The sequence below is a fragment of the Kribbella sp. NPDC056345 genome (assembly GCF_042262745.1).
Lineage (GTDB): Bacteria > Actinomycetota > Actinomycetes > Propionibacteriales > Kribbellaceae > Kribbella.
The window spans coordinates 252,886-274,602 of sequence record NZ_JBHJQQ010000003.1; the positions used below are offsets into that span (position 1 = coordinate 252,886).

Annotated in this window: 18 protein-coding genes; 10 read left to right on the forward strand and 8 right to left on the reverse strand. The window is 67.8% G+C overall.

Translation table 11 applies throughout. The annotated features are described in order from the left end of the window. The first annotated feature begins 73 nt into the window (after positions 1-73). Entirely contained in the window at positions 74-529 is a 456-nt protein-coding gene (locus tag ACFCV3_RS12165; RefSeq protein WP_376029253.1) for a VOC family protein, read from the forward strand. On the opposite strand, the gene ACFCV3_RS12170 is transcribed toward ACFCV3_RS12165, so the two are convergent. From ACFCV3_RS12170 to ACFCV3_RS12190, 5 genes are all read right to left on the reverse strand, one after another. Beyond that, positions 526-1,815: an amidohydrolase family protein gene (locus ACFCV3_RS12170; protein ID WP_376029255.1), complete on the reverse strand. Its 1,290-nt coding sequence runs from the start codon at positions 1,813-1,815 to the stop codon at positions 526-528. The two genes, ACFCV3_RS12165 and ACFCV3_RS12170, sit on opposite strands and share 4 nt — an antisense overlap. Before the next feature lie 87 nt (positions 1,816-1,902). After that, positions 1,903-3,126: a hypothetical protein gene (locus tag ACFCV3_RS12175; protein WP_376029258.1), complete on the reverse strand. Its 1,224-nt coding sequence runs from the start codon at positions 3,124-3,126 to the stop codon at positions 1,903-1,905. Then, a complete protein-coding gene (locus tag ACFCV3_RS12180) occupies positions 3,119-3,625 on the reverse strand; it encodes an RNA polymerase sigma factor (RefSeq protein ID WP_376029260.1) in 507 nt (168 codons plus the stop codon). Before ACFCV3_RS12180 ends, ACFCV3_RS12175 begins: the two co-directional genes overlap by 8 nt. Further along, the gene (locus ACFCV3_RS12185) at positions 3,625-4,314 is read right to left on the reverse strand and encodes a DUF2461 family protein (RefSeq protein WP_376029262.1); all 690 of its coding nucleotides are present in this window, start codon (positions 4,312-4,314) and stop codon (positions 3,625-3,627) included. Before ACFCV3_RS12185 ends, ACFCV3_RS12180 begins: the two co-directional genes overlap by 1 nt. Further along, positions 4,311-5,267, reverse strand: a complete 957-nt coding sequence (locus ACFCV3_RS12190; RefSeq protein WP_376029264.1) for a GlxA family transcriptional regulator — start codon at positions 5,265-5,267, stop codon at positions 4,311-4,313. The genes ACFCV3_RS12185 and ACFCV3_RS12190 overlap by 4 nt, the downstream gene beginning before the upstream one ends. Positions 5,268-5,438: 171 nt before the next feature. On the opposite strand from ACFCV3_RS12190, the gene ACFCV3_RS12195 reads away from it, so the two are divergent. From ACFCV3_RS12195 to ACFCV3_RS12205, 3 genes are all read left to right on the forward strand, one after another. Then, positions 5,439-7,574, forward strand: coding sequence for a DUF222 domain-containing protein (locus tag ACFCV3_RS12195; protein ID WP_376029267.1), 2,136 nt, complete (start codon positions 5,439-5,441; stop codon positions 7,572-7,574). A 1,430-nt stretch (positions 7,575-9,004) separates the two neighbouring features. Further along, positions 9,005-9,466, forward strand: a complete 462-nt coding sequence (locus ACFCV3_RS12200) for a hypothetical protein (protein WP_376029270.1) — start codon at positions 9,005-9,007, stop codon at positions 9,464-9,466. Beyond that, on the forward strand, positions 9,463-9,750 hold the full coding sequence (locus tag ACFCV3_RS12205; RefSeq protein WP_376029272.1) for a hypothetical protein: 288 nt from the start codon (positions 9,463-9,465) through the stop codon (positions 9,748-9,750). The genes ACFCV3_RS12200 and ACFCV3_RS12205 overlap by 4 nt, the downstream gene beginning before the upstream one ends. Here ACFCV3_RS12205 and ACFCV3_RS12210 read toward each other — a convergent pair. Beyond that, positions 9,710-10,597: an AraC family transcriptional regulator gene (locus tag ACFCV3_RS12210; RefSeq protein ID WP_376029273.1), complete on the reverse strand. Its 888-nt coding sequence runs from the start codon at positions 10,595-10,597 to the stop codon at positions 9,710-9,712. The genes ACFCV3_RS12205 and ACFCV3_RS12210 overlap by 41 nt on opposite strands. A gap of 89 nt (positions 10,598-10,686) precedes the next feature. On the opposite strand from ACFCV3_RS12210, the gene ACFCV3_RS12215 reads away from it, so the two are divergent. The 5 genes from ACFCV3_RS12215 to ACFCV3_RS12235 are packed head-to-tail and all read left to right on the forward strand — an operon-like array spanning position 10,687 to position 17,768. Continuing rightward, a complete protein-coding gene (locus ACFCV3_RS12215) occupies positions 10,687-12,807 on the forward strand; it encodes a family 78 glycoside hydrolase catalytic domain (protein ID WP_376029276.1) in 2,121 nt (706 codons plus the stop codon). Next, positions 12,804-14,084 (forward strand): ABC transporter substrate-binding protein, encoded by a 1,281-nt coding sequence (locus ACFCV3_RS12220; RefSeq protein WP_376029278.1) that lies wholly within the window; start codon positions 12,804-12,806, stop codon positions 14,082-14,084. Before ACFCV3_RS12215 ends, ACFCV3_RS12220 begins: the two co-directional genes overlap by 4 nt. Then, complete coding sequence (locus ACFCV3_RS12225) at positions 14,084-14,944, forward strand: carbohydrate ABC transporter permease (protein WP_376029281.1); 861 nt, start codon at positions 14,084-14,086, stop codon at positions 14,942-14,944. Before ACFCV3_RS12220 ends, ACFCV3_RS12225 begins: the two co-directional genes overlap by 1 nt. Next, on the forward strand, positions 14,941-15,756 hold the full coding sequence (locus ACFCV3_RS12230; protein WP_376029284.1) for a carbohydrate ABC transporter permease: 816 nt from the start codon (positions 14,941-14,943) through the stop codon (positions 15,754-15,756). The genes ACFCV3_RS12225 and ACFCV3_RS12230 overlap by 4 nt, the downstream gene beginning before the upstream one ends. 29 nt (positions 15,757-15,785) lie before the next feature. Next, positions 15,786-17,768 (forward strand): discoidin domain-containing protein, encoded by a 1,983-nt coding sequence (locus tag ACFCV3_RS12235; protein WP_376029286.1) that lies wholly within the window; start codon positions 15,786-15,788, stop codon positions 17,766-17,768. Positions 17,769-17,820: 52 nt separating this feature from the next. On the opposite strand, the gene ACFCV3_RS12240 is transcribed toward ACFCV3_RS12235, so the two are convergent. Then, the gene (locus tag ACFCV3_RS12240) at positions 17,821-18,513 is read right to left on the reverse strand and encodes a hypothetical protein (RefSeq protein WP_376029288.1); all 693 of its coding nucleotides are present in this window, start codon (positions 18,511-18,513) and stop codon (positions 17,821-17,823) included. A 234-nt stretch (positions 18,514-18,747) separates the two neighbouring features. On the opposite strand from ACFCV3_RS12240, the gene ACFCV3_RS12245 reads away from it, so the two are divergent. Next, complete coding sequence (locus tag ACFCV3_RS12245; protein WP_376029291.1) at positions 18,748-19,776, forward strand: LacI family DNA-binding transcriptional regulator; 1,029 nt, start codon at positions 18,748-18,750, stop codon at positions 19,774-19,776. Here ACFCV3_RS12245 and ACFCV3_RS12250 read toward each other — a convergent pair. Then, positions 19,749-21,701, reverse strand: coding sequence for a beta-galactosidase (locus ACFCV3_RS12250; RefSeq protein ID WP_376030362.1), 1,953 nt, complete (start codon positions 21,699-21,701; stop codon positions 19,749-19,751). The two genes, ACFCV3_RS12245 and ACFCV3_RS12250, sit on opposite strands and share 28 nt — an antisense overlap. Positions 21,702-21,717 lie beyond the last annotated feature (16 nt).

The following is a 21,717-nucleotide window of genomic DNA, read 5'->3' on the forward strand; positions in this document are numbered from 1 at the left end:
AGAACCTGACCGCTACTGACCGGATGATGGTGGTATCAGCATCTTCCGGAAAGGGACGATCATGCTTCGAGGCGTGTGCACTGTCGGGTTCGCTGCCGACGACCTGGATGCGGCTGCGCGCTGGTACGCCGAACTACTGGGCGTCGAGCCGTACTTCCGTGCCTACGAGTGCGAGACCTGTGGATCGCGGGCATTCGGCGTCGACCACTGCGCGGAGTGCGACGCGGCGATGCGACTGGGCTACATCGAGTTCCGGTTCGGCGACGACCAGGTCGAGCTCGGCTTCATCGACCGGCGCTACGTGCCCGCCGCCGCTCCCGGCAGTGGAGCGGCCGTCGCTTGGCACGTTGACGATCTCGGTGCGACGCTACAGAAAGTGCTCGCGATGGGCGCCACCGAGCATGAGCCGATCACCGAGCAGGGCGGTACCGGATCGGGCTACTTCACCGCGTCGGTCATCGACCCGTTCGGCAATCGGCTCGGCCTGTTCTACAACCCGCACTACCTCGAGATGCTCGCCGCCCGCTAAGCCTCCTCCGGGGGTGGCGTGCGGTCGACCTGATGGCCGTTCTTCCAGATGGTGTGGAGGGTGCGGAGGTTGGTGATGTCCTGGGTCGGGTCGGCCGTGGTGAGGATGAGGTCGGCGCGGCGGCCCGGGGTGATGCGGCCGCGGTCGGTGAGGCGGAAGTGACGGGCCGGTGCGGCGGTTGCGGCGGTGAGGGCCTCGGCCGGTGTGAGACCGGCTCGGACCAAGTGCTCGAGCTCGGTGAACAGGCTGGCACCACTCACGTTCGCGCGGACCGGGGCGTCGGCACCGGCGAGGACTGGGATACCTGCCGCGTGGAAGCGACGTACGTTGGCTGAGGCGATGCCGAGGAAGTCCGGTCGGCCGGGACGGTCCGGCGGGTCCTGGGAGAGCAGGTATTGCTGAGTCGGGCTCAGCCAAGGGGTGATCCGGTCGTCGGCGAGAAGCGACTTCGCGCCGAGACCCCAGTCGACGACCGAGAGCGTTGGTACGGCGAAACTGCCGGTCTGCCGGATCGTCTCGACCTCGGCGGCACTGGCCACCGCGTTGTAGGGCACATGCACGATCCCGTCGGCCCCGGCCAGGACAGCCTCGACGTACAGCTTGAGTTTCTCCACATGCCCGACCGCGAGCCGCCCTCGTCGATGCGCCGCGCGGATCGTCCCGGTCACCTGCTCAAGCGTCAGCGACGGCAGCGGCCGGTCCGGCGGATCGCCCGGCTCGTACACGAACTTGAGGTAGTCCGACCCTTCCGTCAGCCGGTCGGCGACGAAGCGATCCAGATCTGTCTCGGGCAAGACCCGCGGGAACTCGTACCCCGGGTTGACCGGATGCCCACCCGGTACGGTCACGCCGTTCCCCGCTGACCAGAGGTCGGCCGCCGGCACCCGCTTCCGCGACCGGCGCCGCCGCTTCGCCACCGCAAGCTGACCAGGCTCGCCGAACATCTCCAGCTCGGTCGTCACCCCGAACCGCAGCGCATCCGCCGAACTGCCCTCGAACGTATGCACATGACTGTCGATCAGCCCAGGCAGCAACGTCCCACCCCGACCATCAACCACTGCCGCATCTTCGCTGGCTAGTCCGCGGTCGCCGATCGCAGCGATCAGCCCATCCCGGATCAGAACCGACCGCCGACCATCCAGCATCCGCCGGCCGTCAAAGACGCGAACGTCCCGGATCAGCACCGCCCCACCATCCGGCCGCACAGCCGCCGCCACCCCCGGCCACGCCGCGGACGCTGCCGCCGCCGGCACGATTCCCAACATCTGCCGCCTGGAATATCCCATGCCCCCGACGCTAGCCAGAAACCGCCCGCCGGCCGTCGAACTTCCGGACATCCTTGGTAGTCGAAAGTAGCCGGCCGGCGCGTGGCCCTAGCGGGGTTCCAGGAGCTGCCAGGTCCGGCCCTGGTTGTTGCTGATGGCAACGTTGTGGACCGGTTCGGTGCGGGGCGGCAGCGGGGTGGGTGTCGTGGTGGGGACCGGGCTCGGTGAGGTGATGGCGGGGCCTTCGACAAGGCCGGTGACCTGGTCTCCCAGGGTGGCGATCGAGCTCAGCGCGTACGGCGTCTGGACTTCGGTGCCGACGGAGCCATCGGGAGCTATCCGCAGCAGCGACGTCATCACCGTGGTCCGGTAGGTCTTGTCGGTGACCAGGGCAGTGCCGTCGTCGAACACGGCATCGAATCCGAGTACCCGCTTGCCCGGCTCCGGGATCGTGGTCCAGGTCCGGCCGCCGTCCCGGGATCGCAGATACTCGCCCGGCCCCTCGGTCTCACTCGACTGCTCCTGGAGCAGGATCGTGCGGCCGTCAGGGCTGAAACCGGAGGCCAGGTACTGGCTCTGCGTGATCGGGCGGCGGGTCCAGGTGCGGCCGCCGTCCGCGGTCCAGGCCAGCAGCCCCTTCTTAGCCAGCCACCAGCGTCCGGTCCGGTCGCGGAAGAAGCGATCCGGGTTCCGCAGGTCGGCGGGCAACTGCAGCGCCCGAGCGCTGCCCGTCCGCGGGTCGACGACGAGCAGCGGGCCGCCGGTGGTGAGCAGGAGACCGTCGCCGATCGTGCTGGTGGTCCCGGCGACCGTGAGCGGATGCTCGACCGGGCGGCCGTTCTCGATGGTGATCAGCCGGCGGTTCTTCGGGTCGTCGTGGACGTTCCGGAAGCCGTAGACCAGGTCGCCGTACGGATCCAGCCACGGGAAGTTGTCGGCCGGTTCGGTGAACTCGACGCCGGTCGCGGACCTCCAGGCCAGGGTGGACCAGCAAGCCGACGGCTGAGCGGGATCCGGCTGACGGCACCGGTTCCAGACCGCGACCCAGTTGCCGCCGGGGAGCGGGTAGAACCTGGTCAGCTCAGCGTCCGCGGAGTGCGCGAGTTCGCGGCCCGACGCCGGCCGCACCTGCGTAGCCGCTGGTTCGGGGGCGGCGTCCGGCCGCTGGTTGACCAGCACGCCGACCGGTACGGCGATCGCCGCGACACCGGTCGCGATCGCCAGGACACGGCGGCGCCACAGCCGGATCCGGCTTCGCTTCAGCAGGGTTTCGAGTTCGGGTGCCGGGGACCGGCTCTGTGCCTGCCAGGCCAGATCCTTCAGTTCAGACATGGTGCTCCTCCGTCTGGGGCTCGTCGGCGAACTCGTGGACGAGGGGAGCCAGCCGCTGCCGGCCGCGGCTCAGCCGGGCCTTCACGGTTCCCTCCGCGATGCCGAGCGTTTCGGCGATCTCCCGGACCGACAGGTCGGCGATGTGCCGTAACGCGAGCGTCTCGCGTTGCTCCAGCGGTAGCTGCCGCAGCGCATCGAGCAGAGCGATCCGGTCCGGCGACAGACCGGGCAGGCTCACCGACTGCGGCTGCAGCCGCAGAAGCTGCCGAAGCCTTACCGTCCGGCGGAACCTGTTCCGAGCGAGATTCAGCGCGATCGTGCGCAACCAGGCCTCCGGGTTGTCCACCTGCCCGAGCTGCCGCCGCTTCGTCAGCGCCTTGACGAAAGCCTCCTGGACAACGTCCTCCGCCTCGGCCAGATCACCGCAGACGGCGAACATCTGCCCGATCAACCGCCCGTAGCAGCCCTCGTACAGCTCCCGCAGCCGCTCGTCGTCCATCAGCCCTCCGAGTTCGTCTTGTCACCCTCACGACAATCGGTGGCCGGGATCGGTTGCGTCGGCGGGTGACACGTTCTCGAGCAGCCAGCGTCGAGCGGGCGCAGCTGAGTGAACGCGCGGAGCACCTGGTCGGCCGCTGCCGCCGTGTGGATCCAGTCCTCACACCCGAGCGGCCGTCGTGCGATCACTGACCGATGCCGCAACAACTCCGCCCGCGGATGGTCAGCCGGATAGCCACGCAACGGCCGCTTCAGCAGTTCACCCGAGATACCGAAGCCCTCCCGCTCGAGCTTCCGCACGATACCGGTCAACCGCCGCCCGGACCCGGGCTCCGCCACGGCGGCCCGGTATCGCTCGATCTGCTCGGCCGGCGCATACCACCACGCCACGCCGACCTCCAGACCGTCGAGATCGAACCGAACGCCCAGCTCGACGTTCCGGGCCAGCCGCACAATCGCACTCTGATGTTGCCATGCCGCCAGCATGACCCCGCCGTACCCCCAGACGGAGAAGTCCTCGTACGCCGGGTCTGCCTCGGCCACCGCATCGAGCAGTTCGATCATCGGCCGGCGTACCAGCTCTTCACGGTCCCGCCGGCACTGCCGACGCACCTCGACCGAAGGCTCCCCCTCGAGCTGCAGCAACACGTCGAACGCGCTCCGCGGCCACCCCACGAATTCGCCGATCACGAGCGGCTCAACGCTGCCGGGCGGAAGGTGCGGCGGTAGGCGCCTGGGGTGACTCCGACCGTCTGTGCGAAGAGTGCCCGGAAGTTGCTTGCGGTCGGGAAGCCGACCTTGTCCGCGATCCGCTCGACGGTGTAGCCGGTGGTCTCGAGGAGCTCCTGGGCATGCCTGATCCGGACACCGGTCAGCCACTGGATCGGACTCTGCCCGGTCTCCTCGGTGAACCGTCGCGCCAGCGTGCGCACGCTCATCCCCGCAGCCGCACCGATGTCGGCAAGAGTCAGCCGACGATGAGCATTCTCCTCGATCCACTCCAGGACGCGCTCCAGATTCGCCGTATGCTGCGTCGGCCGGTTGCGCAGGATGTACTGCGCCTGCCCACCCGTGCGATGCAACGGCGCCACTGCCAACCGCGCCGCATCCGCCGCGACCGCGACGCCGTAGTCGTTCTCGACCACGTGCAGGCACATGTCGATCCCCGCGGACGCTCCGGCCGAGGTCAGGATCGATCCGTTGTCCGTGTAGAGAACATCCGGATCGACGTCGGCCAACGGGTACTCCCGCGCCAGCCGATCAGCGGCGAGCCAATGGGTCGTCACGACCTTCCCGTCCAGCAACCCGGCCTCGGCCAAGCTGAACGCCCCCACACAGATCGACGCCAACCGCGCACCCCGATCCGCCGCGGCACGAAGTGCGGTCAGGATTTCCGGCGCCGTACGGGCCGTCGAATCGTTGCGCCCCGGTACGACGATCAGGTCCGCGCGCTCGAGGATGTCGAGCCCGGCCCCCGGCATGATCCGCAGCGGCCCGGCCCCGACCGATGACTCCGCCCCGGCCACCACCACGCGATACCCCGCACCCCCATCAGGCAGCCGCACCTGCCCGAACAGCTCCACGGGAGTGGCCAGGTCGGCAGCAATCACGTCTTCCAACGCCAGAACAGCAACCAGTTGCATCTGCCCAGATTAGACGGCACCGGACGCCGGTCCACACTGTTGCTACCAGCAACTACTCGTTCCATCGCGCCCTGTGGATAAGTTGTGTACGGCGATGGGTGCTGAAATCCGTTGAAAATAAGGCGTTCTCAGCTTTGAAAACTGTCGGTGGGGGTGTCTACAGTTGGAGACATGGAAGCCTTGGACGAGCGGCCGGTGTGGTCGATGAGCGGCAGCGAGAAGCTGGCTGAGCTCGACGGGCTCGATGCTGAGTTCGCTCGTCTGCAGACCCGGTGGCTGGAGCTCGTCGGCAGCCTCGACGAGACCGGGTACGCCGAGGAGCTCGGTGCTCGTGACGTTGTCGAGTTGCTGACGCGACGGTATCGCCTGGATCGTGCCCAGGTGTCGCGCGACAGGCGGCTGGCCCGCGCGTTGCCGAAGTATGCGGCAGTGGCGGGCGGGTTGGCAGACGGCATTGAGCTACCACCTCCGGACCCCGACTCCACCGAGGATGTTGCTGCTGGTGATGACGTGGCTGTGCGGCTGATGCGGTCGGAGCAGGCCTGGGCGATCGTGTCAGAGCTGGAGCGGATCCGCTCGAGGGTGCCGGTCGAGGTCCTGGACGTGGCCGAGGCCGAGCTGGTGAAGCTGGCCGCCCGCTTGCCGCTTGCCGAGTTGCGCAAGTCCGCGCGGGAGATCTGTGACGTGGTGGACGTCGACGGTCCCGAGCCCGACGAGAGCAAGGCCTACGAGCGAGAGTCGCTGACACTCGTCAACGCTCCGCAGGGCGTGAAGTTCCGCGGCTACCTGGCCAACGAGAACGCCGAAGCGCTGAGGTCAGCAGTCGTCACCGGAGCCCGCCCACACAAAACCCCCAACGGCGACCCCGATCCCCGCCCCCGCGAAAAGCGCCAAGCCGACGCCCTGTCCGCAGCCCTCGCCATCGCAGCCGCCGCCACCGACGCCGGCCTCCCCCGACCACCAGCCCCCACCCCCCACAACGAGCCACCCACCGCTTCTACCACAGCCGCACCCGCGGGTGCGGGTGCGGGTGCGGGTGCCAAGGTCCCCCCGAAGCCAGACGGCAATTTCGCCGCCCCTGACGCGAACGCCGAGGCAGCCAGTAACTTCGCCAGCACCAACGCGACCCCGGACGCACCCGGCGACCTCCCCAGCACTCACACAGCCCCACGGGCAGCCGGTGGCCTCCCCAACGCTCACCTGAACGCGGAGGCGGACGGTGACTTCGCGGGCGCTGACATGCACGCGGAAGCAGATGGTGATTTCGCCAGCGCTCACGCGGACGCGGAGACTGCCGGTGACTTCGCAGGCGCTCACGCGGACGCGGAGGCGGACGGCGACTTCGCAGGCGCTGACATGCACGCGGAAGCAGGTGATGATTTCGCCAGCGCTCACGTGGACGCGGAGACTGCCGGTGACTTCGCAGGCGCGGACGTGGACGCGGAGGCAGCCGGTGATGTGGACGGTGGCGGCGAGGCGGCTGCGGGTGCAGATTCGGTGGGAGTCGATGCTCCTGCTGAGTCGGTGGCCCTCCCGGGGCTGGAGGAGACGGCCGTGCTGGCGGGCTTTTCGAGTGGTGCACGACCTGCGGGTTCTGTTGCGAGTGCTGGGAGTCGGGGTGCGGGGTGGGTGCCTGGGTTCGGAGCGAAGGCGAACATCACCGTCACCATCGACTTCGAGGATCTGAAGGCCGCCACCGCCAACGCCACCGGCGGACTCGTGTACGGCGATCGGTTGTCCGCCGCCACGATCCGGCGACTCGCCTGCGACGCCAAGATCATCCCCCTCGTCCTCGGCTCGAAGTCCGAACCACTCGACGTCGGCCGCGCCGAACGCCTCATCACCCGCGGCATGCGCCGCGCCCTCAATCACCGCGACAAAGGCTGCGTCGTATGCGGCGCACCACCGGTCATGTGCGACGCCCACCACCTCACCTCATGGATCGACGGCGGGCCCACCGCCATACACAACCTCGTGCTGCTCTGCAGGCGCCACCACAGCGACCTGCACCTGGGCCACTGGAAGATCACCATCGTCGACGGTGAAGTGCGCGTCTCCCAACCCGCCTGGGCAACCCCACCACCCCACCAAAAATCACCCCACCCAAGACCACCCACCCCCACCGACGATCGCGACCACCCCCATGTGATCCGCACGCAAGCCACAGCCACCCCATCCCAACCTGCCACCCGACCTGCCACCCGGCCAGGCCGCTGGTCAGCCAACGCCGTACAACTCAGCGAGGCCGCCACCTTCGCCATCTGGCCCGGCCGAGAACACCAAACCCCCGGCCCCGTCCTCCGCTAAATCCCCACCCACCCCGCCCCACCCAAGCAACCGACCTCGGACGCACCTCAAGGTTGGCGTGGGCGCGGGGCGAGGTGCCGTGCGGGAAGCGTGGGGTGACGTGGGCCTGCGCGCAGGCGCGGTGCGGAGTGCATGCGCGGGTGCGCGGCGACGTGAGCCTGCGTGCAGGTGCGCGCGCAGGTGCGAGGCGACGTTGGCGCGCGAGTGCGGGGTGACGTGGGTGTGCACGCGCAGGTGCGGGGTGACGTGGGCCTGCGTGCAGGTGCGGGTGCGAGGTGCACGCGCGGGTGCGGGGTGTGGTGAGGTGCGGGGTGACGTGGGTTTGCGGGTGCATGCGTGGGAGCGGGGTGCGTGCGGGTGCGAGGTGCACGCGTGGGAGCGGGGTGCGTGCAGGTGCGAGGTGCACGCGCAGGTGCGGGGTGACGTGGGCCTGCGTGCAGGTGCGGGTGCGAGGTGCACGCGCGGGTGCGGGGTGGGGTGAGGTGCGGGGTGGCGTACGTGCAGGTGCGTGCGCGGGTGCGAGGTGACATGGGCGTACGTGCAGGTGCGGGGGTGCGTGAGGTGAGGTGAGGTGCGGGCTGGGGTGAAGTGCTGGTGGGGCGAGGTGCGGGGTGGCCTACGTGCAGCTGCGTGCGCGGGTGCGAGGTGACATGGGCGTACGTGCAGGCGCGGGGGTGCGTGGGGTGGGGCTGCGTGAGGTGAGGTGCGGGCTGGGGTGAAGTGCTGGTGGGGTGAGGTGAGGGGTGGGGCAGCTGGCGGTTGGTGTCTTTTCTGTGCAGCAACCACAGCCCGGCAACCCCAGGCAACGTGGAGCTCGGTCGCCGACCTCGCCATCCGGCCCAGCCACCGCGGCGCCCAGCCACGCTGTCTTTCAGATCGGCCGGACGCGGCGATCAGCCACAGCGCACGTCCCCGGCCGAGAACTTTCGGGCCTCAGCCCACTCGACCGCCAAAGGCGGCCGACAAAACCAGAGGGTGCACCGAGCAGATGGCTAGGCCGGATGGCGAGGCCGGCGACCGCGGCTCCACGCTGCCTGGGGCTGACGGGCTGTGGCTGGGGTGCGTGAGGCTGGAGATCTGCGCTATCCGAAGGATTTTGGGGACTCGGTGACGAAAATCCATCGGATAACGCGCGGGACAGCCTGCGAACCCGAGATCGCAGGACCGCAGCCACCTTGAGCACGCATCAGCTATCTGACACCTCACCGAAACGGTCGAAGTGGGCTCAAGGTTGCTTGGCTGTGGGACCTTGGGCGCCGGTCGACCAGGTTCGAGGGCGCGGGTGGTGGTCTGTGCTCAAGGTTGTGGCGGTGCGGGCGGTCGGAGGGGTTCGTGGGTGGCCAGATTCAGGTGGTTTGTGTCTGGATCGCCAGTGGTGGTGGGGCGGTGCCGGGCCGAGGATGTGCAGGCGAACCTCCCCTGAGAAAGGTATGCGTGTGACGGCGTTCTTGTTGTCGGTTCATGTGCTCGCTGCGATTCTGGCCATTGGTCCGGTGGCGATTGCGGCGAGCATGTTTGCGCCGGCGGTGCGTGGTGCGGCTGAGGATCCTGATGACGTGCGGAAGGGGGCGGCGGTCGCTGTGCTGCATCGGATCACGCGGGTTTACAGCGTGATCGCGATCTTCGTGCCGGTGTTCGGGCTGGCGACCGGGGCGCGGCTCGGGGTTCTCGGGGATACGTGGCTGATCGTGTCGATGATTCTCACCGCGATCGCTGCCGCCGTACTGATCGGGCTGATCCTGCCCGGCCAGCGCCGGCTGCTCACGGACCTCCATGACACAGCAGCCGGCCGGCGGCTCGGGATGCAGACCGGGATCTTCAACCTGCTCTGGGCGATCGTCGTCGTACTGATGATCTATCGCCCGGGCTCGACCACCGGAGCCGGGCTGTGAACCCGCGCCGCCTCATGCATGTCATCGGCACCTTCGAGCTCGCCACGTTGATCCTGCTACTGGCGAATCTCGCAACGATCCATCACCCAGCGATCTCCAGCGCACTCGGCCCGCTCCACGGCCTGGCCTACACGAGCACCGTCATCATCGCCGTACTGACTGCGAAAGGTCGGCATCGCATCTGGCTGCTCTCGCTGATCCCAGGTATCGGCGGCCTGCTCGCCGCCCGGGCCACCGAACCGGTCACGGAAGCGAGCGCTGCCGGCGGTAGGTCGTCGGGTTGACGCCGTAGTAGGCCTTGAAGCGGCGGGTGAAGTGACTCTGGTCGGGCCAGCCGACGGCGGCGCCGATCGAGGAGATCGGGTGGTCGGTGGTGCCGAGGAGGATGGCGGCGGTCTCGGCGCGGTGGTGAGCCAGGTACGCAAGCGGTGGCAGGCCGGTGTTCGTCTTGAACAACCTGATCAGGTAGTTCGGGGCGAGGTGACACGCATCGGCCAGGTCCTGCAGCGTCCACGCGCGCGTCACGTCGGCCTCCAGCATCCGGATCGCCTGCAGTACGGCGGGATGTGTGAACCGCAGTGGCGATTCGGTCCCGAACTTCGCCTCACCGGCCGCCCGGGCCAGCAGTCCGAGCCCGAGCGACAGCCGACCGATCACGTCGGCGCGGTACCGCTCGGTCCGCGGTGGCCGCAGATCGGACAACGGCTCCAGGTGGGCGACGTACTCGGCCAGCACAGCCGGTTCGAGATGCAGGGCCAGCGTTCCCTGATGTCCAGGCGTGTAAGGCCCCTCGAACAACAGGTACGACAGCAGCGGATCCTCACGCATCCACGCCAGCTCCCGCCGCAGCATCTCCGGCGCGAACCCGCAGTTGAAGACCTCCAACTCGTGGCAGTTCTCCAACGCGTGCCAGGCCCCGGGACGCGTCAGTACGACGTCGCCCACGGTCAGCACCTGGGTTCCGAGCGGCGACAGATGGGTGCCGGTACCGCCCACGACGGTGAAGATCTCGATGAAGCTGTGGGTGTGTACCGGGTGGCTGTCCAGATGCAGGTGCCGCCCGGCTCCGGCGGTGATCTCTTCGGTGAAGAAGATCAGGCCACTCTCGAGAGCAACCGGCAGTTCAGCCACGGCGTCCACCTCCCTCGGGGTTAGTTTCGTCCAAGTAGCGGTTCATCCGGGCCTATCTGGGCGTGTCCGTGGCAGCGCACGATCCTTGGGTGACTCACTGGATCGGCAACCACGACTGGGAACAGCCCGGCAGTACGCCGGCCGCGCTCCCGATCTTCCGGACGACGTTCACCGTCGGTACCCTGCCCACCCACGCCGTCCTTCGCCTGACTGCCCGCGGGGTGTACGACGCAGAGGTCAACGGCCGCCCGGTCGGCGCGGCCGTCCTCGAACCGCCGTACACCGACTTCTCCCGCCGCGTGGTCTACCGCGACTACGACATCACCGCCGCGCTCTGGCCCGGCGAGAACACGATCACCGTCGAGGTCGGCCCCGGCATGGCCCACGTCCCGCTGACCCCCGACCGGTACCAGAAACTCACCCGCTCCGACGGCCCACCCCGCCTGTACGCCGAACTCCGCATCGACGGCGCCGTCCACGACCTCGCCTGGCGGACCGCTCTCGGCCGTACCACCTTCTCCAGCTGGTACGGCGGTGAAGACTGTGACGCCACCCGCAACCTCTACGGATGGCGAGACGCAATCACGACCGACGGACCCGCGCTCTCCGCGACCACCGCCCCGGCCATCGAGCTCGTCGAAACCCTCACCAGCCAAGCGATCACCGAGCCCGAGCCAGGCACCTACGTCTTCGACCTCGGCATCAACTTCGCCGGCTGGCAACGGCTCACCGTCGAAGGCCCGCGCGGAACCACGATCACCATGCGCCCCGGCGAGGTCCTCGACGAGCACGGTTACGTGCGCCAGACCCCCGACGGCACCGGCGGCCCGATCTGGGACACCTACACGCTGGCCGGCACCGGCACCGAGACCTGGCACCCGAAGTTCCGCTATCACGGCCTGCGCTACCTCCAGGTCGACGGCCTCCCCCACCCGCCGCGCCTGGACACGATCGAAGGTCTGGTCCTGCGCACCGCGAACCGACAGGTCGGCCGCTTCGCCTGCTCCAACCCGCTGATCACCACCCTGCACACGCTGATCGACCGAGCCGTCCAGTCCAACATGTACTCGGTCCTCACCGACTGCCCACACCGCGAGAAGCTCGGCTGGCTCGAGGAGATCCACCTCGTCTTCGGCCCGATCGCCTTCGGGTACGACGTCGCCGACTACTACCGTGAATTGCTCAAAGTCGTCGCCGAGGCGCAGACCGCCGACGGCCTGGTCCCGGACATCGCCCCGGAGTACACCGTCTTCGAGGGCGGCTTCCGCGACGACCCGAACTGGGGCAGTGCCCTCGTCCTCGCCCCCTGGCTGCTCTACCGCCAGTACGGCGACGTCGACACCCTGCGCGAGCATTTCCCCGCGATGGTCCGGTACGTCGATTACCTGACCAGCAAGGCGAAGGGCCACCTGCTCGACCACGGTCTCGGCGACTGGGGCGCCTTCGACGAGTCCACGCCGATCCAGCTCACCGCCACCTTCGGCTACCTGCGGGCGGTGCAGACGCTGCACGAGATCGCGACAGTCCTGCAGGAGGACGCAACGCCGTACAAGGAACTGAGCGCTCGGATCTCCGAAGCCTTCCAACGCGCTTTCCCCCGCTACAACACCCAGGCCGCACGCGCGCTGGCGCTCGAACTCGGTGTGGTACCGGCATCCTCCCGCACCGCGGTCCTGCAAGACCTGGTCGACGACATCATTGCGCAGGGCAACCACCTCACCGTCGGCGAGATCGGGCTCGGCCCGGTCCTCCGGGTCCTCGCCGAGGGCGGTCGCCACGACGTCATCTGGGACCTGGTCACCGCTCCCGGCTACCCGGGGTACGCCCACCTGACGACCCTCGGTACGACGTCCCTCCCGGAGTACTGGAACGGCCACGGCTCGCACAACCACTTCATGCTCGGTGTCGTCGACGACTGGTTCACGCAGCATCTGGCCGGTCTCCAGTTCACGGCGGCCGAACTCGTCATCCGCCCCATCGTTGCCGGCGACCTGACCTGGGTGGAGGCGGAACACCGGGGCGTCAGATCCGCCTGGCACCTCACCGGCAACCGCTTCCAGCTCGAGGTCCGCACCGACCGCCCCGCGGTCATCCATCTACCGCACACAGGAAGCATCACCGCCCCGCAGGACGCCGAGCCGATCGGACCGGCGAGCTATCGCGTCGGCCCCGGCGACTGGCTGTTCGTTCGAGAAGGAGAACCTCGATGAAACGCACGATCCTCAGCCTCCTCCTTGCCACCACCGTTCTGGCGAGCTGCGGCAACCCGATGACCAAGACCGAGAGCCGGAGCTTCCCGCAGGCGGCCACCGACCTGAACGGCGTGACCCTGACGGTCTGGCAGTCGAACACCCTGCAGGCCGGCTACAAGACCTTGTTCGCCGACTTCGAGCAGGCGACCGGGGCGAAGATCCGGCCGGAGATCTTCCCCGACCCGTACGAGTCGAACCTGCTGACCAAGTGGGCGACCGGAACCCGGCCCGACCTGATGATCTTCCAGTCGACCGCCAGCTTCATGCGCCGCCTCGACCCGGCGAAGAACCTGTACGACCTGACCGGCCAGGACTTCGTGGCCAAGCAGCGCTTCGGGCTGGCCAAGACCGCCGCCGTACTGGACGGCAAGAACTATGGTCTCAGTCTGGAGCCGCCGAGCGTCTTCGGCCTCTGGTACAACAAGCAACTGGTCGAGAAGCCTCCGACCAACCTCACCGAACTCGTCAACGCCTGCAAGACGATCAAGCAACAGCACCCCGGCGTGACACCCCTGTACGACGCGGGCGGGGATCAGTGGACGACGCAGATCCTCCCGTTCATGCTGTGGACCGATGCGATGAAGGCCGGGTTGCAGGACAAGCTCAACGACAACCAAGCCCAGTGGACCGACCCAGCCATCGTCGACGCATTGAAGGCCTACAAGTCGCTCGTGACCGAGGGATGCTTCAACAGCAACCTGAAGACGGGAACGTACGCCGAGCAGCAGGAGAAGTTCGCCGCCGGTCAGGTCGCGATGCTCCCGCAGGGCACTTGGATCAGCTCTGACTTCGTGAAGTCGGTCGGTGTCACGACGATGAATCAGAAGATGGGCTGGCAGGCGCTGTCCACGACCAGCCCGACAGCGGCGTACTCCACGACGTTCTCGGTCCAGATGCCGCGAACCGGCAACGAAAAGCAGGAGCAAGCGGCCGCAGCGTTCCTCAAGTTCGCGTCGGGTGCGGGCTATCTGCACTTCGTCGACGTCCAGAAACAGGCACCGGCACTGACCGGCTTCACCACTCCACCCGAGGTCCCGGCCGCGACCCAGGCGGCGTACGCGGCACTGGAGAGTGACGGCACCAGCTATCCGCAGTTGTTCGCGGCCGACTTCGGCCCCTTCCCGACCTACCTGAGCAAGCTGATCAACGGCTCGTCGACTCCCGAGCAGGTCGCCGCGGATCTGCAGGCCGCCTGGGCGAAGAGTGCCAAGACGGCAGGACTGACCGGATTCTGATGACCACCTCGCTCAGAGCCCGAGCCGGTACGGCGGGCTTCCTGCTGCCCGCGCTCGTCGTGGTGGCCGTGTTCTACCTGATCCCCAACCTGCTGAACTTCGCACTCGCGTTCACCGACTGGTCGGCGTACAAGGGCACGATCGCGTTCACCGGGCTGGCGAATTTTCGCGAGCTGCTCCAGGAAGGTGCCCTGAGCACCGGTCTGCGGGTGACCGTGATCTACGCGGTGGTCGTGATGATGGCGCAGAATCTGGCCGGGCTCCTGCTCGCGTTTGCCCTCGAGAAGCCGAGCCGGATCCACGCCTTCTTCCGTGCGGCGTTCTTCCTGCCGGTACTGATCTCACCGCTGGCGGCCGGTTACGTCTTCAAGGCCTTGCTCGCGGATGACGGACCACTGAACCGGGCCGCCGGGATCGAGGTCTCATGGCTCGGCAGCACCACCTGGACGATCGTGGTGGTCGCACTCGTCAACGCCTGGAAGTTCATGGGCGTCAACATGCTCGTCTACATCGCCGGCCTGAACGCGATCCCCGGCGAACTGCTGGAGAGCGCCCGCACCGACGGAGCGAGCCGATGGCGGATCATCCGGTCCGTTCAGCTGCCACTGCTCGCACCGGCCATCACCTTCAACTTCGTCACCACGCTGATCGGCGCGTTCAACACCTTCGACATCGTCTTCGCGATGACGAACGGCGGCCCGGGCGACTCGACGCAGGTACTCAACATGTTCATCCAGCAGCAGTACGCGCAGGGGTACTACGGCTACTCGATCTCGATGGGCCTCCTGCTTCTGCTCCTGGTCTGCGCCGTCGCGTTCCCGCTGCTGCTGACACTCCGGCGCCGGGAGGTCGACGCATGAGGACGATCAAGTACGTCGTCCTGTCGGTGGCCGCCGCCCTGGTGATCGGCGTACCGCTGTGGATGGTGCTGGTGAACGCGGCCAAGCCGTTCGCCGAGGCACGGACTCCGGGATTCGGGTTGCCCCACGACTGGGCGCTCATCGACAACTTCCGGACCGTGCTGACCGAGGGCCGTGCCGGTGTCGGTCTGCTGAACAGCCTGCTGATCACCGCCGGATCGGTCGCGTTCATCCTGGTCGCCGGATCGATGGCCGCGTGGGTGTTCGCCCGCAGTGCATCCCGTCCGGTCCGGCTCCTGTTCTACGCGAGCATCGTCGGCATCCTGGTACCGGCGCCGGTCATCACCTCGGTGTACCTCGACGCGCAACTAGGTCTGCAGGGCACCCGGTTGTCGCTCATCGGCCTGTACGCCGGGGTCTACCTCTCGCTGGCGATCTTCCTGATCACCGGGTTCGTCCGCTCGGTACCGCGGGAACTCGAAGAGGCCGCGCAGCTCGAAGGTGCGGGGCGGCTGCGGATCTTCGCCACCATCGTCTTCCCGTTGCTCGGGCCGGTGCTGTTCGCGGCCGGGATCGTGCTCTGGGTCTTCATCTGGAACGACTTCTTCTACGCGTCCTTCCTGCTCAGCGGTGAGAGCCGGCAGACGCTGCCGCTCGGCCTGTTCGCCGTCGTCAGCTCGAACTCCCACTCGACCAACTGGAACTACGTCTTCGCCGACGTGATCGTGGTCAGCCTGCCCCTCGTCCTGGTCTTCGTCCTCGGTCAGCGCCGCATTCTGGCCGGCGTGATGGCCGGCGGGATCAAAGGCTGATCAGCCGCCCAACCCTCAAGGAGATACCGATGCGCCGCTGGACCGCACTACTTCTGCCACTTGTCCTTGCACTGATACCGGCGACGGTTCGCGCCGCACCCGCTGCGACCGTCGAGGTGTCGGCCGTCTACGGAACTGACAACGGCACGCTGAACAAAGAGCTCGTGCTCCGCGCCTCGCAGGGCGGCTACCTGACCCTGCAGAACCTGCACGTCCTCGCGGACCACGCCGACGAGCTGGCCGACCTCGGCCTGCGCGAGATCCGCGTCGATCACGTCTTCGACGACAGCTTCTACGGTGTCGTGAAGGGGGTCGACAACTTCGACTTCAGCAAACTCGACTCAGTACTGAAGCCCCTGGTCGACAACGGCGTCCGCCCCTGGATCAGCCTCAGCTACATGCCGGGCGCGTTCGCCACGAATGGTCTGTTCAGCCCGCCGAGGGACTACGCTGCCTGGGGCCGCGCGGTCGAGGCGATGGTCTCCCACTACGCGGCGATGCCCGGCTCCGGCTACCGCGGCTGGAACTGGGAGGTCTGGAACGAGCCCGACAACAGGGCCGGCTTCTGGACCGGCACAACAGCGCAGTACAACCAGCTGTACGGCGCCAGCGCCCAGGCCGTCCGTCGCGGCGACCCGACCGCGAAGGTCGGTGGACCTGGTGTCGCGGCACCCACGGTCGGACTGCTCGGCGGGTGGCTCGACTACATCGCGGCCAACCCCGGCATCCCCTGCGACTTCGTGTCCTGGCACTCCTACGGCCCCAACGAATTCAACAGCACCCAGGGCATCCGCGCCGAACTCTCCCGCCGCGGCATCCCGGCCAAGCAGCTCTACATCACCGAGTGGAACTCCACGGCCGCGATGAACAACGGCCCGGGCACCTGGCCGGACACGCACCAGACCGCGTCATACGCGCTGCAACGCATGCACGACGCACTCAGCGAACCGGGGCTCAACGGGATCCACTTCTTCAGCGGGCTCGAGGGCTGGCGCCCGAGTGCGGACTTCAACGGTGACCTCGGCCTGCTGACCGTCGACGGCCGGCGCAAGGCGGTCGGTAACGCATTCGCGATGTTCGATGCCCTCGGCAACACCAAGCTCAGCACGACCATCACCGGGAACAACGGAACCGCCACCTACGGTCTGGTCACGGCGGACACGGCAACGAAGAAGACCACCGTCCTGCTCTGGAACAACACCCTGAACGCGACCACGTTCCATCCGTCGCTGAGCAGCCTGCCGTACACCTCGTCCAACTTCGCCGTCACCAAATACGACGTGAACACGCAGAACTCCTACTCCGACAACGCCGCCGGCCAGAAGAACCTACGGCCCAGTGCCCACGAGCCGCTCCGGCCGTCGGACCGGACGGTCGTTGCCTCGGCCTCCAACTGGTCCAGCACGGTGACTCTCGCGCCGAACGCGGTCGCACTGATCGAACTCACCCCGTCATCCGAGACGCCGGGCTCGAAGCCTGTACCAGGAGTGCAGTCCACGATCGACTTCGCGCGGGGCGCGACGGTCGCACCGAGTTCGTCGTACACGAACGCAGGTCAGGGCTGGGGTCCGACCGCACTTGTCGACGGCCGCCGCTACAGCTACACGGGCGCGAACGAGGGCAACCCCACCATGGGCTGGACGTCGGTCGAGCACCCGACCGCAGCCGCCACCGAGTCGGTCCGCGTCGATCTCGGAGCGACCCGGACCTTCGACGCCGTGACGTTGTGGCCCCGCAGCGACCAGTTCGGTGACGGCCGCGCGTTCCCCGCCGACTTCACCATCCAGGGCTCGAACGACGGCACCACCTGGTCCCAGCCGCTCGTCACCAAGACCGGGTACGGCGCTGGCGCCCCGGTACTCGGCCCTCAGACGTTCCCGGCTGCAGGCTCCTACCGCTATCTGCGAGTCACCGCCACGAAACTGGGCCTCCCGATTCCCGAGGCCGCAGGTAACGCCTACCGCTTCCAGCTAGCCGAACTGGAGGTGACCGCCCCCACCACCCTGAGCTAGCTGGGACCGGACGAGGCGCTGCCGGCGGGCAGCGCCTCGTCTGTTGCACAGATCAGGAGAAGTTGACCCCGAAGCTGTTGCTGGCGAAGTTCAGACCACCGCTGGAGGACGTGATCTCGAAGCCGAACTGGACGTCGGTGACGACGTGGTCAGCCATCCAGCCGTTGTTGCGCAGCCAGTTCAGGACGGCCTTGATGTCGACCGAGCCCGAGTTGGTGTTGCTGGTGCGGACGAACGAGTAGACGGCGTTGGAGCCGTTCGAACCGCGGTAGACGTCCCACGAGTGGCCGCCGACCGTAGCGCTCGTCTGCCGGCTGCCGATGGGTCCGACAGCGCCCTGCTTGTTCATCCACAGCATGATCTCGTGGTTGGTGCCGTCGGCCCAGATGTCGTAGCAGGTGCAGTAGGCCCCACTGCCCGGCCTGGACACGTTGAAGTTGCTGGTCAGGGTGCCGAGGGCACTGATGCGCCGGCCGATGTTCCGGTCGGAGTGCGGGTAGGACTTCACGCCGCCGGTGTTCGGGTGGTTGGCCCAGACACCCCAGTTGCTGTAGGAGTTCGCCCAGATCGACTGGGCGCCGGCACCGCTGCCCCAGACGTTGTTGCGGACCGTGTAGCCGCCGTTCGACCACGTGCCCCATTTGTCGCTCGAGCTCCACGTGGCCGCTTGGGCCGGCAGGGCCGAGGCGAACAGAGCCGCGAACAGCGTCACCAGCGCTGCCACCGGCTTGAAGGTCTTCATCATCGTTATGTTCCCTTCTCGGAGTGGGCGTCGGCGACGGCTGGTTTATCGAACCATTTGATCGAAGCGCTTCGATAACTCCCGTAAAAGAAGGCGGGGAGAACCCGCCACCGACTCCAGGGACCACCACTGTCGCAATGCGAACGCGCAGCGTCAATATCTCGGCCAGTGCTATTATCGAAGCGCTTCGACCTGCAACTCTGACCGCAGTGCAGCTCCGACCCCGAGGTAGGTCCCATGGTGACGATCGCCGACGTTGCGAAGCACGCGGGCGTCGCAACCAGCACGGTCTCCTATGTTCTCAGTGGGAAGCGCTCGATCTCCCCCGAGACACGCCAGCGGGTGAACGCGAGTGTCGACGCCCTCGGCTACCGGCCGAACGCGAGCGCCCGGGCCCTCGCCTCCAGCCGGTCGAACGTGCTGGCCCTGGTCATCCCGCTGCGCGCAGGCATGCACGTCCCGGTGATGATGCAGTTCGCGACCGCGGTCGTGACGACCGCCCGGCGGTACGACCACGACGTCCTGCTGCTCACCGCCGACGAAGGCGCCACCGGCCTGGAGCGGGTCCAGCAGAGTTCGCTGGTCGACGCCGTCGTGGTGATGGACATCGAGTTGTACGACGAGCGCGTGCCGCTGCTGCGCGCCTTGGACCTGCCGTCGATCCTGATCGGGTTCCCGCTGGATGCCGAGGGACTGACCTGTATCGACCTGGACTTCGTCCGGGCCGCCGAGCTCTGCGTCGACCACCTCGCCGACCTCGGCCACCAGCGCATCGCCCTGCTCGGCACCCCGTCGGCCGTGTACGAACGGCAGACGGGATTCGCGCATCGGACCCGGGAGGGCTTCCGTGCGGGCGTCGACCGCCGCAACGTCCATGGCGTCGAGACGCCCTGCGAGTCAAGCCACGAGGCGGTGCTGAAGACAGTCGAGCAACTGCTGCGCGACGAGCCCGAGCTGACCGGCCTGGTGGTTCAGAACGAGCCGATCATCGGTCCCCTGCTCGACGTCCTGCGCAGTCTCGGCCGCCGCGTTCCCGAGGACATGTCCGTGCTGGCGATCTGCGCCGACGACGTCGCGGAGGGGCAGCGGCCGCGGCTCTCCTCGGTCGCGATACCGGCCGAGGAGATCGGGCAGCGGGCGGTGGAGCTCCTGATCGGCAAGCTCGACGGGCTCGCCCCGCCCGCGGGGACTCTCGTCCCCGCGGTGCTCACCCCCCGCGCGAGCAGTGGCCCCGCGCCTCAGCTGGACCGCTCGACCACCGCCTGATCTCCCGGCTTCAGCGTCAGCACACCCTCGATCGGCAGCCTGCTGACGAGGTCGTGCCCGTCGATCTCGATCGTGGCTTCTCCCGCGCCGTGGTTCAGCAGGAAGGTCCACGTGGTCCCGTCCTGCCGGCGGCGAATCATCTCCACCCCGTCCGGCAGGTTCGGCAGTACTACGCCGGCCCGTCGGCAGATCGTCTCGACGAGCCGCTGGTAGCCGGCATCCTCGAGCTGGGTCGAGACGTACCAGGCCTCGCCACCACCGAACGAGTTCCGGGTGATCGCCGGCGAACCTGCCAGTGGGCCACCGGCATAGACGTCGACCACCTCGGCGCCCTCAGGGCCGATCAGTTCGCTCCACCACCGCGCTTTTCCGGCATCGGCGAGCTCGGTCTCGGCCACCGGATAGAACTCCTCGACCCGGATTCCGAGCAGCTCACGGAATGCACCCGGATAGCCGCCGAGAAATACCCGGCAGTTCGGGTCCACAATGCCGCTGAAATAGGTGATCAGCACGTGGCCACCCGCCGCGACGTATTCCCGCAGTACGGCCGCGTGGGCTGGATCGATCAAATACAGCGACGGAACGACGACAAGCCGGTACGGCGTCAGGTCCGCCGCCGGATGAATCACGTCGACCCCGACGCCGGCCCGCCAGAACTGCCGGTGCGCGGACTGGACCGCCTCGAGGTAGTCCAGCTCGGACGACGGCAGATGTGTGCCCTGCATCGCCCACCAGGCCGCACTGTCCCACAGCACGGCAACCTCGGCCTCGACCTCGCTGCCGGTCACATCGTCCAGCCGCCCCAGGAGGCCGCCGAGCTCGCAGACCTCCAGGAAGCGCCGGGACTCCTGCCCGGCATGCGGCACCATCGCGGGATGGAACTGCTCGGACCCGCCGGCCGAGGCCCGCCACTGGAAGAACAGCGCACCACGCGATCCGCGGGCAACGTGCGACAGACTCATCCGGGTCATCCGGCCCGGGGCCTTGGTGCTCAGGCGCGTTCCGTCGTTGACGGAGCCAGGAGCCTGTTCCATCAGCAGCCACTCACCGCGTCGCGCCCAGCCCCGGGCCTGGTCGGCCGCGAACGCCGTCTGCTCCTCGGCCGCCAGACCGGTCCCGGACGGGTAGTTGTCAATGGCAACAAGATCCACCGCGTCGGCCCAGCGATGATGGTCGACCGGCACCCAGTTGCCGAAGACGAAGTTCGTCGTCACCGGCACGTCGGGTGTCGCCACCCGCAGGATCGCCTGCTGCTCCTGGAAGGCCGCCAGTAGTTCGTCCGACCAGAACCGCCGATAGTCGACGAACTGGGCGGGATTGACCAGGTACTGCGTCGCCCGTGGCGGCATCACTTCCGCCCAGTCGGAGTACCGCTGGCTCCAGAACGACGTCGTCCAGGCAGCATTGAGTGCATCGAGATCGCCGTACCGGTTCTGGAGCCAGATGCGGAAGGACGCGGCAGCCTGATCGCAGAAGCAGACCGTGCCGTACTCGTTGTGCACGTGCCACATCGTGAGCGCCGGATGCTCGGCGTACCGATCGGCCAGCACGCCGCAGATCCGCTTCGCTGCCTCGCGGTAGGCCGGCGAACAGACGCAGTACGTGTCCCGGCTGCCGTGCGTCAGCCTCGTGCCGGCCGCCGTGACCGTGAGGGCTTCCGGGTGCCTCAGGCTGAACCACGGTGGTGGTGAGGCGGTCGGTGTCGCAAGGTCGACACCGATGCCGTGATCCGCGAGCAGGTCCAGCACCGTGTCCAGCCAGCCGAACTCGTACTGCCCGGGCCGCGGCTCGAGATTCGACCACGAGAAGACGCCGACCGTGGCCAGGTTCACCCCGGCCCACTGCATCAGCTCGGCGTCTTCTTTCCAGGTCTCCGGCGACCACTGCTCAGGGTTGTAGTCGCCGCCGAAGTACATTGCCTTCATCTCCAACCACTCAGCG